The following is a 14588-nucleotide window of genomic DNA, read 5'->3' on the forward strand; positions in this document are numbered from 1 at the left end:
GTGTTGTGGCAGTGCTGAATCAGCAAAAAGATAATTGTTGTTATACGTTTATTGGCCTAAATAATAAGTTCGCGAATCCCTCCCGGTTGCTCGATCAGCTCCCCCGGCAAACTCAGGCGACGGTCATCGAGATACCGATAATCCTTGCGCACCGCCTGAAGCTGGCTCAGGTCCAGCGATGCGCTCAAGTGCGCCTCTTCCCGACCGGCCTCGACCAGCATGTTTCCAAAGGGATCGACTACCGCACTGCCTCCTGCAAAAGTGAGGTCACCATCGCCTTCACCCACGCGGTTCACCATCACGGCAAACGCCTGGTTTTCGATTGCGCGAGCCATGATCGCGGCTCGGTGTACAGGCCCATAAGGGTCCATGTTGCCGTTGGTTACGATAATGAGCTGTGCACCCAGTTGCGCCAGCGCGCGGGCGGTTTCGGGAAACTCGATGTCATAGCAGATCAGCAGACCGACCCGAACACCGTTCCACAGACAGGTCGCAAAGCGGTCACCAGGCGATAGCACTCCCTGATCCGACGACCACAAGTGCGTCTTCCGGTAACGCAGCGCAATTTCATTCGGGGTAATCAGAAGCGTGGTGTTGTAATAACGCTCGCCATCCGCTTCAGCAAAGCCGATGGCGACCGAGACCTGTCTGGCATGTGCAGCCTGACGAACCCGACTGATCGTCGGGCCATCAATGGGCTCGGCGACATCTGCCACGTTTTCATGGGTTGGAAAACCGCTGAGGTGCGTTTCTGGAAACACAATAAGCTGTGTATCCGGTGCACAGGCTTCGATAGCCGCCAATGCCGTTTGCAGGTTGTAAGCCTTGTCGCCATCACGGCCAGCCACCTGGGCCAGTTCAATCTTCATGAATGCTCCTTGATACATCAGCCGTATCGAACACATTGGTTTGGCAGTATGGTGCCCACGGTTTGGCATGATAATCACGCCGGTGGGTTAACCCTTTTGAGGTAGGCATGGGTATGGAACTAAAGGATATCGCCTGGCATCAGTCGGTTGGTCAACTGATTGATGCGCTCGATGCCCCCAACTTCTGGATCAGGCTGGTACGATTACTGGCGCGCTATCTGCCCTTCGACAGCTGGGTAGCACTGCTTTTCAGTGCTGGCAGGCCCGTTGTACTGGCAGAAAGTCCGACCAATGATGGCGGACCTGATCCGCTGTTTCAGGACTACATCAACGGCCTGTATCTTCTGGACCCGTTCTACATCGCCTCTCGTGAGCGAGCCCACAATGGCCTGGTTCGGCTTGACGACGTCGCACCAGAATGTTTTGAGCAAACCGATTATTATCGTCTGTACTTTCGGTTGAACGTGGTCGCTGACGAAATCCAGATCAACTGCCAGATCGATGCTGATCAGACGCTTTGCCTGTCCCTTGGCTCGCGCCAGCGTTTCAAACCTGACCAGATAGCCCTGCTCGGTCTGATTCAACCCTGGATAATGGGTCTCATGCGTCAGCGCCTACGCTTCGAGCAAGGTTCCACTGCGCCCGCCGTTCCCGCTTGGCAACACCGGCTGGAGACAACCAGCCAACGCAGCGAAATGCCGTTGACCACCCGTGAGATGGACGTTGCACGTCTGGTACTGAGTGGCTGCTCAGGCAAGGAAATTGCGCGGAAGCTGGACATCTCTGTCGAGACCGTCAAGGTCCATCGAAAACACATCTATACCAAGCTCAACATCAAATCCCAATCCGAGCTGTTCGCGGTGTTCTTTCAAATCAACTGATATATACCGGCTGGGTAGCTACCGTGCTGGTAATGCTGAGCCTCATCAACAACCGACAGGAATTACGACAGACGTCGTAATTCTGGAGACCTGTACGTATTCTCCACCCAAGGTTACTCCCAGGCAAAATTGCTATTGATATGTGCCCTCGGCGCTTTTAACCGCCGAAGTCGTATCAGCCTGAATAGAGTTTTTGCAGAGGGTATTAGGGGTAAATAAACGTAAGCAGGAGGATTGATTGTACTCAGCCGAGCACGTGACCGGCTCGTTTCGCCCTGCTCCGGTCTGCTTCAATCAACGGTGTGCCAAAGGGCTCTGGCATGCCTCAGACAGCTCACTCTTTTTTCATTTATTTTCCTCAAGAAAACCAACGCTATACCGATAGCCTTCTAATGAAAGCCTCCAACTGGCAAACCATGAGACGCCAGGAAGGCACTGCACTCGGGTTGAAGTTTCCGGGCGCACATTCTCATTAGAGGCATTCAGGTCTTGGAAAGGCCTGCTCGAACAGAAGGTATAACGACACATGTCCACCTCAGCACTGGCGCTGATGTTTGTCAGCTGCATCCTTTTATTTTTATTCATGGCCTATGTGGACCAGGTTGCAGACCGTTATCAACTGGATAAGGCTCGTCTGCGAGCAGACCTGAATGACCGGATTTACCGTATCGGCACCTTGTCGGAAACCTTTCCAGCCCAGTTCATGACACCTGAACTCAAACAGCTTCTGGTCAGACTAGAACTCAACCTTATTCAGCGCATCGGCCGCCTGGAAAAACCTACCGAAGCCCTGACGGAGCGCGAGTCCCTCCTGCAGGAGCAGGAAAAACTCGGTCTGGACATTTCGATCGAGAATCAACCATGCCCTCTGTCAAGCGAGGCGGCCTTCAAAGAGGTGAGCTTTCAGCTGGAAACCCTTAATAGTCAGATTCACCGCGCCGTACAGGATGGTCTGCTTACCAAGGCGGATGCTTCCGGCTGGTTCAAGTCAGTCAGATATTGGCTTGCGCTCAGCAATATCGAAATGTTCGATAACATGGCCACCCAAGCGCTTGAGTCAGACCAGCCCCGCCTGGCAAAGCGCGCTTATGAACGTGGCCTTCAATATATTCGCAACCAATCTGATCAAATGGCGTTTCAAGCCCAGCGCGAAGCTTTTGAGAGCGGTATAGAGACCGCTGAGAATGCCATCGAGAAACAGACCCAGGCCGAACAGCAACTCAAGGCGCCTCCTGTTGAAGAAAAGGCACCTGAGCCTGAAGAGGGCAGCGAATGGAAAAAGAAGCCACTCTACGACAAGAGCGAGGTGTGAGCGTTAGGCCAGATACTCGACACAGTCCGCCTCGCTCGGCAGCGGTACTTCCCACCGATAGAGCATCCGCTGGATATCCTGATTTCGCAATGACGTGTTTCGCCTGGCGTTACGCTGAAGAATGACCCGCTCCGGCTGCTCAAGATAAACGATTCGTATTGAGGCGTTGTATTGGTAGAGCAAATCCAGGGTCTTCTTGCGCATTTGGCCGGACAGATGCGTTGCGTTCCAGACAAAGGCCTCCCTGCTCCGTAACAACGACTTAGCGGTATCCACCGCATAATGAGCGACGGCCCCTTCGTTCTTGCCATGAGCAAGCCCCAGTGCGTCCCGTGCATCATCGTAAGAAACGACCGGCAGCCCTGGCAGGTTTTCTGCGACCCATGTGTTCTTGCCACTGGCAGGCAGACCCGCCATGACTACCACATCGGAGCCCTCCTGCTCCCGATAATGACTGAACGCCGGATGAATACGGGCACCGCGAAAATAGCTCATCCGCGTGTAATCATCAGGAAAAGCCTTGGCTGAATACAGGCAGCTTTCTTCCTCCGCCAACTGTTGAAACAACACGATATCATCCAGTACGTGCTGCTTGTTCGGGTAGATACGCCCTTCCATATCCGCGATGGCTATAGCGATCAACATCCAGAGTGGTAGCTCCCAGGACAGGCGATGCGCCAGAAACTCTGGAGAATGTCCTGAGCGATCACCGCTCAACGCCCAGAACGGCACCTGATGCACACTGATGATTCGGCAAATGGTTTCTCGTAATAAAAACGGAACGCCGGCCCTCCAAAGCAGTAGACGAGCATCTATCGATCCGCGTCGTGAATGTCCTGGCTGCCCAATGCGACCCGTGGTGGGATCGATGACGGTAGTATCCGGCTTGGCAATATCGTGCAGAAGCGCCGCATAAAAGAGTACGAAGCGCTCCTCAGCAGAAGCACGTTTGTACGCACCTCCGTTTACCATGGCCTCGACTACCATGCACGTGTGGGTCCAGACATCACCCTCCCCATGGTAGGCGGGCTCCTGCGGTGTATTAGCCAATCGAGCCAGTACCGGTATCGCGTCTATGCACCCAGTAAAATCCGGCTGCTGACCTGGTGCAACGACCAGGTGTTCAAGTGTTTGAAAATCCATATCCTGTTTCTCCTTGTTATTGTCTGTTCAGACTTTCCCACGTTACAGCAGGTACTGGCGCGTAGAGATCAACGCCAGGCGCAAGCTCATTGGGAACATAGGGCTGACGTAGGTGATGCTCATTGGCATCCAGAATCGTTTGTACAAAATCCGGACGTACCCATTTCATCCGTGCAACGGTTTCAGAGGCTGTCTCGACCTTGATGTAAAGGCCTTCCATCAGGTCGGAGTCATCACATTGAGACCAGGCCTTGCTCACATCCAGCCCTTCGCGCCGCACCGTATGCTCAAAACGCTCTTTCCACTGATCAGTTCGTGCCCAGGATTTTCCAACCAGTGCCAGTAGGTCATTGAGCCTTACCGGGGCAATCCCTTCATACAACACAGGCACCGAAAGAACAGGCCCACCAAGTAACAACCTACGACGTTCAGCGGTGGACAGGAAAAGCTGCCTGCGGCGATCCCAGATATCGAATTCGAAAAAGACTCCGGGCAGTCGGTCATAGAACACCGAATGTTTTTTGCTCATCACCTCGCCGAACATCACATAGCGATCCTCGAGACGTTCGAGCAGGAACAATTCATGGACGCGTGCCCATTGCTTGAACAGATTGAACTGTTTTTCACGTGAGCCGCCGATGAGGTAATGCCCACGCGACTGAAGCAAAAGCTCTGCTCTGGAGGAAAAGCTGATAGCCGCGTTAGCACCGTCGAGCTTTTCCTCCACGACGATGAATTGATCCTTTAAAGTGCAAAGCTTTACCTGATCATGGTCGCTATCACCTTCTTGTAGGCGCGACGACTCCAGGTGGGGTGTTCTCGGGTACTTGAATAATTCATGTAATTGCGCATAGACGCGCGGGTCGAGAATCATGGTCTTCTCCAAACAAACAGGGAAAACCGACAACGCTCAGGACTTAAAGATAAGAACTACGCAGTGCGCAAATCAACCGCTTACCGGGACCGTTGTCGGATCAGATGTAAAGGTTGATGCAGGGCACTGGCTTCACCACTTTAGAAAGGAGGGTTAAACGAAGGTTGCGAATTAAGCCTTACTCCCGCCCGTGCTGTCAAACCGGAAGCGATCATTCGCGACGTACATCAAACCTCATAAAAAGCCGCCCGAAGGCGGCTTTTCCGTCATGGCGTTACTTAGCGGGTCCTACTGCCGTACAGCTGTTAGCACTCTGTACATACTTTTGCAGCGTGGCCCACTGAGGACGATCCTGGCCATTCAAGGGCTCTACTGAAAGCTTGTAGCTACCCCAGCCCGGACCAGCCGCCCAGTACGTGGCAGGAATACAGTTCTGCTGGAGGTATGAGAGCAGATTATCCATCAGTGGCAGCCAGCGAGCATCGTCACCTGGCACGCCAAATTCAGCGATATAGCCCTTCTTCCCGTTCTTTTTCAGCCAATCCACGAAAGGCTTTGCACGATTGACGCCCAGCATCGTGTTGAGCTGGCTGGTATCTTCAGCGCTGTAGGTGCCGCTGCCGTCCTTGTCCAGATAGACATGCGCCGCAAAGATAATGTTGTTAGCCGAATCCTTGAGGCTTAGCAGACTATCGTTGTAGTACGGCCACAGCGAAGCATTAGACCAGGCATTGCCTTCAATGATGACCGGATGGATATGATCGACCGTTCGTACACCGTCAATTCCAGACTGGGCAGCCTTTAGCCAGTAATTATCCATGCCATAGGGTTTGGCCATGATGTCATACCCATATAAGGCAGGATGACTGGCCCAACGGTAGGCGACTCGGTACATCAGGTCCCAGAAGTGCGTATAGGTGACTTGCCCTGCCCCAATGATGTTCCCGTTGTACCGACCGTTATTATGAACATCCAGGATAACCTTGATGTTGTATTTCTGAGCCAAGTTCATGGTCGTCTGAATCAGGCCAACCTGCTTAGGATCCAGCATGTTACTGAGCTTGGGCTGCAAACGCTCCCACAGGATCGGAAAGCGGATCAGCCGGATACCTTTCTGACTCCATTGCTTGAAGTCAGCCTCCGTAGGGTAGACATAATTCACCCCGTTCGTACCCGGCACTACATTGGGCGCGAACGCTGCGCCCGACAGGTTAAGCCCGACCAGATCGACTGCATTGCGAGGCGTAACCGGCGTGACGGCTCCAGCTGAGCCGCCTGTACCGGTGGCGGGCTTCGAGGCTGAACTACCGCTACCGGAAGAGCCTGTAGAAGGCGTTGCAGAACCAGCGGTGCCTGTTGCCGGCTTGGCAGTGTTGGCTGTACCGTTGGCTGGGCCAGGTGTAGTACCCGTAGCGGTTCCAGCATTGCTACCCGTCGAGCCGGACGCATTGCCTGAGCCTGTAGAACTGCCAGAAGCTGCCGAGCCTGAGGAGGAGCCTGTAGAACCACCCGCCGTAGCGGAGCCAGTGCCATTACCTGACGTCCCACCCGTACCGGTAGAGGGTGTTGAAGCGCTGGAGCCGGAAGATGCCGTGTTGCCAGGAGAGGTTGTAGTGCCCGATCCGGTATTGCTTGCACCGCCGGAGGCAGGATTCGAGGCGCTGACAGGACCTATAGTGGTACAACTGGTATTGTTGATGTACTTCTTGAGTGTCGGCCATTGTGGGCGGTCTTTGCCATTGACCGGCTCAACCGACATGAAATAATTGCCCCAGCCCGGGCCAGCGGCCCAATAGGTCGCGGGCATGCAGTTCTGCTTCAGGTAGGCCAGCATGTTGTCCATCATGGCATACCAGCGCGGGTCGTTATCGGGCACACCAAACTCGCCGATATATCCTTTCTTGCCGTTCTTCTTCAGCCACTCAACAAACGGCTTGACCCGCTCAACGCCATACATGGGATCGAGTTTACTGACGTCAATGGATTCGTAACTACCGCCTGCATTGTTATCAAAGTAGGTGTGCGCAGAAAAGATAATGTTATTTGATGGATCCTTGAGGTCGAGTAACGCTTCGTTCCACTGCTCCCAACGAGTAGCCTCAGCCCACCCGTTGCCTTCGACGATAATGGGCCGAACCGTATCCACTGAACGTACGCCATTAATGCCGTATTGGGCGGCTGTGTTCCAATAGTTTAGCGCGCCATTTGGCTCGTTCATGATGTCATAGGCGTAAAGCGACTTCTGGCTGCTCCAACGTTGAGCGATCTTTGCCATAATTTCCTGGTAACGCACGTAAGGCACACCGCTCGTGCCGATGACCTGTCCGCGGTAGCGTGCGTAGTTGTGCAGGTCCAGGATGATTTTTACACCGTGCTTTTCGGCATAACCGAATGTACGGTCGATCAGCTCCACATAGGTGGTGTCCAGCGCTCCACCAAGTGTTGGCTGCAGACGCTCCCAGATGATTGGGAAGCGCACCAGCTTGATTCCCCTCGCGCTCCATTGCTCGAAGTACGATTCTGTCGGAAAGATATAGTTGGTTCCGTTGATGCCTGGCAGAACCTGCGCTGCAAAACCGGCTCCAGACAAATTCAGCCCCACCAGATCGACCGAGGCAACGGCAGTTGATGATGCCAGCAGTGCGGCCAAGGGAAGTGCGCACTGTTTCATTACTTTTAACGCCAGACTACGGGAACGCCTGCTTGAGCTTTTCATGAATTCCCCAATAAAACCAAAAGTGTCTTTTCTGAAATGCGCACTTAACGGCCGAGCGTTAAAGCCCGATCAAGACTGTTATCGTTTTAGTGTCCAGGCAGAACCAACTACCTTGCTTGGCGACCGTGGGTGGCTGTATGGCTGGGGAATTGAGAAAAGCATGCCACTGAGAAACTGGCACGATCAATATCAAAATGACATTATTGTCTTTTGTTTTGATTATATAAATTGTTTAAAAACAAAGACTTATATTTATTCTTAAGCCCCACCGCTATTTTCTTTGTGAAACAGTCGTTTTAAATAGCCTGGTAGTAGCACTTATTATTTTTAATCGAGTTCACATAATTTATGGCTGAAGAGAGCATTTCTAAAAATTCATAAAAATTTGCTTTTATACCGAGCATGAAACAGTTGACAAAATTCCAATAAACAAGCGTAACGGTTTGTGACCAGCAGTGACGTTTTTTGTCACGCCATCACTCTGGCAATAATTAATCTCCCGGATGAGGTTAATCGCCCGAAACTGAAGCTCATGTTGCGCTAGATCAACTCTACAAGCACGCCCGTACCAGACACTATCAACTTGGCATCTGATCCGCTTTTTTATCGATAATCTGAATCTGTTTAGTATTGATCTTACGCTCTACTGTAGCCACATGAGCACGATGGCGTACTGCCGAGACAGAAACATCTATTCGCTACCCTGCTCGAGATCCATTCCACTCTTTCCTGCTATTCCGAGAGGTTCAACCATGGGCGATGTATTCTTCATGTCACTGTTCGGTTTCCTGGCCTTCATTCTGTTGGGATGGGGATTTTACGCAGGCGTGCAGCTGAACAAGGCCCGCGAGGACGTACAGAAGAATGACCGCTAAGGTGTATAGGCTGCTTTTTGAACCTGGCGCTACATGTACAACGCCGCCCTGAATGTCAATTGAGCATGAGCGACTGTCTCTGCGATTACAGTACGGGTATCGACGACCAGCGCCATAGCGGAAAATATGAAACGTTACGAGCGACTTGCAGACGAGATTGCACACCTGATTCGAACCGGCGTATTGAAGTCTGGTGAGAAGGTCCCCTCAGTACGCCATGCCAGTCGCACCTATGCTGTCAGCCCATCGACTGTATTTCAGGCTTATTATCTGCTTGAAGACCGAGGACTGATCATTGCGCGCGCCCGCTCCGGCTATTATGTGCGCGAGCATGTCAAACGCTACCTCAACGAGCCTGAAATCACCGGCCACAAGGCCGAAACCACGGATGTGGATGTTAGCGAGCTGGTGTTTTCTATCCTGAACTCCATCAAGGATCCGGCAACCATTCCGTTTGGATCTGCCTTTCCCAGCCCACAGCTATTCCCCCTTCCCCGCCTTGCTCGCAGCATGGCACATGCACTAAAGCAGTTTTCAACCCAGGCAGCCATTGCAGACATGTCAGAAGGCAGTGCTGATCTGCGTCGTCAAATAGCCCTGCGCTACATGGTCAGTGGTGTCCGTCGTCCTCTTGAGGAGCTGGTTATTACCAACGGCGCCATGGAGGCCTTGAATCTGTGCCTGCAAAGCACGACGAGGCCGGGCGATCTGGTTGCCATAGAGGCGCCCGCTTTTTATGCAACGCTTCAGGTCTTGGAGCGGCTCCAGTTGAAGGCTGTCGAAATTCCGGTCCACCCCCGCGAAGGCGTTGATCTTGATGTCCTGAAGCACAGCCTCACCCATCTCCCCATCAAGGCGTGCTGGCTGATGAGCAGCTTGCAAAACCCTCTGGGCGCCAGCATGAGTCTTGAGAAAAAGCAGGCGTTGTATGCCCTCATCAAACATCATCAGGTTCCCTTGATAGAAGATGATGTCTACGCCGAACTCAGCTTTTCCAACCAGCCGTCACGCGCGGTCAAAAGCTTTGATGACGAAGGCCTGGTCATGCATTGCGGCTCATTCTCAAAATGCCTAGCGCCGGGTTATCGTGTGGGCTGGGTCGCCGCTGGACGCTTCGCGGAGACGATTGATCGTCTCAAGCTCATGACCACGATTTCTCCTTCAGTACCTGCAGTGGCGGCAATCGCCGATTATCTACAACATGGCGGATATGACAGGCACCTGCGCAAGCTGCGCCACACGCTGGAAACCCAACAAAATGCAATGCTGGCCTCCGCTGCCCGTCATTTTCCGAACGAAACCCGGGTAACTCGCCCTACCGGCGGATATTTTTTATGGTTTGAGTTTCCAGAACAGGTCGACACACTTCAACTGTTCCACATGGCTATTGCACAAGGCATTAGCCTTGCCCCTGGCCCTATTTTCTCGGCCAGCCGACGGTTTGGAAATTGTGCACGATTGAACTATGGTCACCCCTGGACGCTTAAAAGTGAAAAGGCAATGGAATTGCTAGGCCGCATGATGAGTACGTTCTGAAGCATTAACGCCCAGAACGTCCCCAGGCCTCATCGAGCAGCAGCTGTCTCTGACCAGCTCAGATTCCCTTCAATGGTTTGATTACCGATCCGTACATTCTCGAACTTCATGCCGCTTACGTTTTCGAGTACCAAAGGCGTCTTGGCCGAAGCGATATGCACGTTCCGCAACGTAACATTGCGCAAGGGCTGCTCTTTGCTGGCATGAGCCTCAAAAGCAGTCCCCACCTGATTGGCTTCGATGTTTTCAAACACAATATCGCGGTAGGCAGATGGATGCCCCCCAAGCCCACCCGGATAATTCAGCAGAAACCAGAACAGATTATCGAACGACTCCACCGTCATATCACACCCAGCCTGCTGCAACTGAACGCCCAACTGCAGCAGGCTGGACAAGTCGTGCGGCAGCAATGTAACTGGCCAGGCGCTAATTCCATTTCAGGACAGCCTTAACCGTCAGACCCTGTTTTGAGTCTTCAAACGCTTGGTTAATGTCCTTGAAATCATAAAACCTGACCAGCCTGTCGAACGGAAAGCGACCTGCCTTGTAGTATTCGATCAGCTTGGGAATAAAGAGGCGCGGCACAGCGTCGCCTTCAATCACGCCCATCATGGTTTTCCCCTCTGCCATGATCTCGTTATGTACATCAATGGTCATCTCGGGTGTCACGCCGATAATCGCAGCTTGCCCTAGCGGTCGCAGCGCCTGCAGGCATTGGCGAACAACCGGCGGAACCCCTGTAGTTTCAACCGCGTGGTGCGTACCGCCCAAAGAGGCAGCCTTGATTTCGCTGACCACATCAACCTGACTACCGTTGAACACATGCGTAGCACCAAGCTCTTTGGCTAGCTGAAGACGGCTATCATGCACATCGACCGCAAAAATCTGAGCACACCCTGCAATCTTTGCTGCCATGATCGCGCTCAACCCCACTGCACCACATCCGTAAACGGCAAGGCTATCGCCAAACCCTGGGCGAAGGCGATTGAGGACTGTTCCACTACCCGTCTGGATACCGCAGCCCAGCGGCCCTAATAAAGCTAGGTCCACTTCCTTATCGACCTTGACGACATTACGTGCGCTGGCAATCACGTAGGTGCCAAAGGATGATTGACCAAAAAAGGAAGAGAGCTCGGTATCTCCCTGGCGAAGCCGACAGGTATGGTCCTCCATGCGGCCGCCGAAATTGAGATCGTTAAAGACCCTGCACACCGTAGGATGCCCGGTCAGGCAATTTTCGCATTTACCGCAGTGCGCAAAAGACAGGACCACATGATCGCCTATCTCCAGATCGCTAACATTACGGCCTACCTGCTCGACAATGCCCGCGCCCTCATGACCAAGCACTACGGGATAGGGCGAAAGCCCTAAGTCACGGGCAACGGCATCAGTATGGCAAACACCTGTCGCAACAATCCGAATCAACACTTCGTTAGCAGTCGGATCAGACAGGGTAACCTTCTCTAGGCTAAAGGGCTGTCCTTTGGAATGAGTAACTGCGGCCATTATTTCCATTGTAAGGCTCCTGATAAAATCGCTGCGCAAGGATGCGCGTGAAGAACAAGAAACGTACTTGCCGGTGACAGCTTATGCCTCCTAGCGATGAAACTTAATCAGCATAACTATCAGACTTTTCAGGGCCTGTCTTGCTTGGCTTAGGTCCTTCCACAAGCGCAACACCAAGGCAGCTTAAGCCTTAACTAGAAACCTATAAGAACTGGTTCGTATTTTTAAACAACGCCTACCGTTCTCATACCTACTGCGCAAGATTCTGCCAGCGTCTTTCGTTTAGCCTGCCGGTAAATCCCCACCGCCTATACCGTGTATGGGGAGCCACTTACGCATCTCCAGAAAAGCGACACGCTGCCCGCCTGGACATGCCTTGTATACCGAGCAGGAAGCAGAGGAACGAGGATGTTCTCCCCAGCCAATGAAACCCAGTTCACACTTGAGATTCCGGGTGTTTCCCATGATTTCCAGGTGCTGGAATTTGCAGGGCGTGAAGGATTGAATAGCGGCTTTCGGTTCGATATTGAACTGATCAGCGAAAAGCCTGACTTTGATCTTGAATCGCTGCTTAATCAGCCTGCCTTCCTAGCCCTGGAGCAGACCGGTACAGGGTTCAATGGCCTGATTCACAGTGCCGAACAAGGCGAGTCCGGCAAGCGTATGACGCGCTACCGTGTCACGCTCGTGCCGCGTGTCCACTATCTTTGCCATCGGCATAACCAGCGTATCTTCCAGCACCTTAACGTGCCCGATATCATCGCCACCGTTCTGAAAGAACATGGCATTCTTTCCAATGCCTTTCGCTTTCAGTTGGGCTCAGCCTATCCCGAGCGTGAATACTGTGTTCAGTACGATGAGACCGATCTTCACTTCATCAATCGGCTTTGTGAAGAGGAAGGTATTCATTATCACTTTGAGCATACCCAGGCCGAACACATTATGGTCTTTGGTGATGATCAGACTTGCTTCCCCAAGCTGAACCCTGCGCTCTTCCAACAGGACACGGGGCTGGTTGCGGATCACCAGGTCATACGGAAATTTGCAGTTCAGGTTGAAACACGGGCATCCAAGGTTAGCCGCCGGGACTACAACTTTGAAAAGCCCAAGCTCACCATGGAAGCGTCTCACACAGGCGAGGCTACGCCAGAGCTGGAAGATTATGACTACCCTGGCGCCTTCATGGACCGCGCCCGTGGCAAGCAGCTAAGTCAGCGCACCCTGGAACGTCATCGCTCGGATTACCAGATCGCTCGCGGTAAAAGTGACCTGCCAACACTTGTTTCCGGCCACTTTATGCCCTTGACCGAGCACCCACGCAGTGAGTGGAATGACTTGTGGCTACTCACCGAGCTGACACACGAAGGCAAACAACCCCAAGTATTAGAAGAATCCATATCCTCGCATGTAGATGACAAGGATGGCTTCCAGCAGGGCTATCGCAACTTCTTTACGGCAGTGCCCTGGGACACGATCTTCAGACCAGCCCTGAAGCACCCTAAGTCAAAAATCCTGGGTAGCCAGACCGCAATTGTCACCGGCCCGGCTGGAGAAGAAATCTACTGCGATCAATACGGTCGCGTCCGCGTGGAATTCCATTGGGATCGATTGGACCAGATGAACGAGCACAGCAGTTGCTGGCTGCGTGTTGCCAGCAACTGGGCCCATGAAGGCTATGGGGCCGTCACGATTCCTCGAATCGGAATGGAAGTACTGGTGACCTTTCTAGAAGGTGACCCAGACCAGCCGCTCATTACAGGCTGCCTGCATCACGCCGCAAATCTAGTGCCGTACAACCTGCCCGCCAACAAGAGCCGGACAGTCTTCAAGACCAGAAGCACTCCTGGCGGCAACGGTTTCAATGAGCTGCGAATCGAAGATAAAGCTGGTGCGGAGCAGATCTACGTACACGGTCAGCGCGACATGGACATTGAAGTGGGCAATTGTGAAACCCACTCCGTAGGGGTTGACCGAACCAAAACCATTGGTCAGGACGAAACGGTAGTCATTGGTCAGAACCGCATGCGTATCGTCAAGGTAGATGACCAGCTGCTGGTAGGCGGGTCGAAGGTGGATAGCGTCAGTTCAACGTATCTCATTGAGGCAGGTGAAGGTATTCGCCTTGTTTGTGGCGAAAGCGTGTTCGAGATGTACGCCAACGGCCTCGTTAATATTTCCTGTGTTGAATTCAATATCAGCGCCAGCGGCGCAGGCCAGATAAACACTGGCGGCACTCTCGACATCAATGTGCCGGGTGGTAAGGCAGGAGCCTCACCGGAGGGGCAAGGAGTGAAGGCCTCAATCGATGCTCAGATCAATGCTGTATTCCATCCTTCATCAGGTACGAATGGATCAGGTTCTGCCTCCCAGTAATCCAAATTTCGAGAAATCTCATGAGCTATAAGATCAACGAAGGTACTTTAAGGCTACCTGCTGGCTTTCAGGATCGCACCATCAATGTATTCGTTCCGGGAGACACGGCCCCCTTTCCGTTCAGCCTTACGGTTTCCCGAGATACCAAACCCTCGGACGAGGCCCTTGATGATTATGTTGACCGACAGGTTGAGCTGATCGCCGCAAAACTTGCCAAGTACAAACCTTTGGACAGAAAGCTGGCGCAGCTATCCATGAACGTCCCCATTCAGGGTATCCAAATTGATTCTCGGTACAAGGCAAGCGGCAAAGACGTATATCAGCGTCAGGCTGCTTTTCCAATGGCACCCGAGCGCGTTCTTGTTTTTACCGCGAGCGGACAAGCACCGTTTACATCAGAACAGGATGCACTGTGGGTAGAGCTTTTAAGTAATTTTATTCCGTCTCGTTAACTCGTGAAGCGGAATCAATAAGCATCATCAGGTTTGCTTCGCACGGCGAAA

The 14588-nt window shown here is 52.8% G+C and carries 12 protein-coding genes; 6 read left to right on the forward strand and 6 right to left on the reverse strand.

Annotated elements, in window-relative coordinates:
- Positions 1-56 precede the first annotated feature (56 nt).
- Complete coding sequence (locus tag EAW52_RS20235; RefSeq protein WP_122043797.1) at positions 57-869, reverse strand: carbon-nitrogen hydrolase family protein; 813 nt, start codon at positions 867-869, stop codon at positions 57-59.
- 107 nt (positions 870-976) lie between these two features.
- Here EAW52_RS20235 and EAW52_RS20240 point away from each other — a divergent pair, with 107 nt between their 5' ends.
- Together EAW52_RS20240 and EAW52_RS20245 are read left to right on the forward strand one after the other, a co-directional pair.
- Complete coding sequence (locus tag EAW52_RS20240; protein WP_122043798.1) at positions 977-1750, forward strand: LuxR C-terminal-related transcriptional regulator; 774 nt, start codon at positions 977-979, stop codon at positions 1748-1750.
- Positions 1751-2276: 526 nt separating this feature from the next.
- Positions 2277-3062 carry a hypothetical protein gene (locus EAW52_RS20245; protein WP_122043799.1) on the forward strand — a complete coding sequence of 262 codons (786 nt, stop codon included), beginning with the start codon at positions 2277-2279 and terminating at the stop codon, positions 3060-3062.
- A gap of 3 nt (positions 3063-3065) precedes the next feature.
- Here EAW52_RS20245 and EAW52_RS20250 read toward each other — a convergent pair whose 3' ends face one another.
- The 3 genes from EAW52_RS20250 to EAW52_RS20260 form a co-directional block, all read right to left on the reverse strand.
- Positions 3066-4205 (reverse strand): AAA family ATPase, encoded by a 1140-nt coding sequence (locus EAW52_RS20250; protein ID WP_122043800.1) that lies wholly within the window; start codon positions 4203-4205, stop codon positions 3066-3068.
- 16 nt (positions 4206-4221) lie between these two features.
- Positions 4222-5079, reverse strand: a complete 858-nt coding sequence (locus EAW52_RS20255; protein WP_122043802.1) for an RNA ligase family protein — start codon at positions 5077-5079, stop codon at positions 4222-4224.
- Positions 5080-5353: 274 nt separating this feature from the next.
- Positions 5354-7750, reverse strand: coding sequence for a glycoside hydrolase family 5 protein (locus EAW52_RS20260; protein ID WP_122043804.1), 2397 nt, complete (start codon positions 7748-7750; stop codon positions 5354-5356).
- Positions 7751-8547: 797 nt separating this feature from the next.
- Between EAW52_RS20260 and EAW52_RS26450 the strand changes: the two genes are divergently transcribed.
- Entirely contained in the window at positions 8548-8670 is a 123-nt protein-coding gene (locus tag EAW52_RS26450) for a hypothetical protein (protein ID WP_019366217.1), read from the forward strand.
- A gap of 126 nt (positions 8671-8796) precedes the next feature.
- Positions 8797-10206, forward strand: a complete 1410-nt coding sequence (gene mapR / locus EAW52_RS20265) for a GntR family transcriptional regulator MpaR (RefSeq protein ID WP_122043805.1) — start codon at positions 8797-8799, stop codon at positions 10204-10206.
- A gap of 29 nt (positions 10207-10235) precedes the next feature.
- Here the strand turns inward: mapR and EAW52_RS20270 are convergent, their stop codons facing one another.
- Positions 10236-10616, reverse strand: a complete 381-nt coding sequence (locus tag EAW52_RS20270) for a hypothetical protein (RefSeq protein WP_122043807.1) — start codon at positions 10614-10616, stop codon at positions 10236-10238.
- A gap of 16 nt (positions 10617-10632) precedes the next feature.
- Positions 10633-11721 carry an NAD(P)-dependent alcohol dehydrogenase gene (locus tag EAW52_RS20275; RefSeq protein ID WP_122043808.1) on the reverse strand — a complete coding sequence of 363 codons (1089 nt, stop codon included), beginning with the start codon at positions 11719-11721 and terminating at the stop codon, positions 10633-10635.
- A 399-nt stretch (positions 11722-12120) separates the two neighbouring features.
- Between EAW52_RS20275 and EAW52_RS20280 the strand changes: the two genes are divergently transcribed.
- Together EAW52_RS20280 and EAW52_RS20285 are read left to right on the forward strand one after the other, a co-directional pair.
- Complete coding sequence (locus EAW52_RS20280; protein WP_122043809.1) at positions 12121-14085, forward strand: type VI secretion system tip protein VgrG; 1965 nt, start codon at positions 12121-12123, stop codon at positions 14083-14085.
- A 20-nt stretch (positions 14086-14105) separates the two neighbouring features.
- Entirely contained in the window at positions 14106-14537 is a 432-nt protein-coding gene (locus tag EAW52_RS20285) for a DcrB-related protein (RefSeq protein WP_122043811.1), read from the forward strand.
- Positions 14538-14588 lie beyond the last annotated feature (51 nt).

This window comes from Pseudomonas sp. LTJR-52 (assembly GCF_003691465.1).
Taxonomy (GTDB): domain Bacteria; phylum Pseudomonadota; class Gammaproteobacteria; order Pseudomonadales; family Pseudomonadaceae; genus Chryseomonas; species Chryseomonas luteola.

Excerpts from the sequence above, each read along its gene's own strand:
- EAW52_RS20235 (WP_122043797.1), bottom strand. The coding sequence starts at position 869 with ATGAAGATTGAACTGGCCCAGGTGGCTGGCCGTGATGGCGACAAGGCT.
- EAW52_RS20240 (WP_122043798.1), top strand. The coding sequence starts at position 977 with ATGGGTATGGAACTAAAGGATATCGCCTGGCATCAGTCGGTTGGTCAA.
- EAW52_RS20245 (WP_122043799.1), top strand. The coding sequence starts at position 2,277 with ATGTCCACCTCAGCACTGGCGCTGATGTTTGTCAGCTGCATCCTTTTA.
- EAW52_RS20250 (WP_122043800.1), bottom strand. The coding sequence starts at position 4,205 with ATGGATTTTCAAACACTTGAACACCTGGTCGTTGCACCAGGTCAGCAG.
- EAW52_RS20255 (WP_122043802.1), bottom strand. The coding sequence starts at position 5,079 with ATGATTCTCGACCCGCGCGTCTATGCGCAATTACATGAATTATTCAAG.
- EAW52_RS20260 (WP_122043804.1), bottom strand. The coding sequence starts at position 7,750 with ATGAAACAGTGCGCACTTCCCTTGGCCGCACTGCTGGCATCATCAACT.
- EAW52_RS26450 (WP_019366217.1), top strand. The coding sequence starts at position 8,548 with ATGGGCGATGTATTCTTCATGTCACTGTTCGGTTTCCTGGCCTTCATT.
- mapR (WP_122043805.1), top strand. The coding sequence starts at position 8,797 with ATGAAACGTTACGAGCGACTTGCAGACGAGATTGCACACCTGATTCGA.
- EAW52_RS20275 (WP_122043808.1), bottom strand. The coding sequence starts at position 11,721 with ATGGAAATAATGGCCGCAGTTACTCATTCCAAAGGACAGCCCTTTAGC.
- EAW52_RS20280 (WP_122043809.1), top strand. The coding sequence starts at position 12,121 with ATGTTCTCCCCAGCCAATGAAACCCAGTTCACACTTGAGATTCCGGGT.
- EAW52_RS20285 (WP_122043811.1), top strand. The coding sequence starts at position 14,106 with ATGAGCTATAAGATCAACGAAGGTACTTTAAGGCTACCTGCTGGCTTT.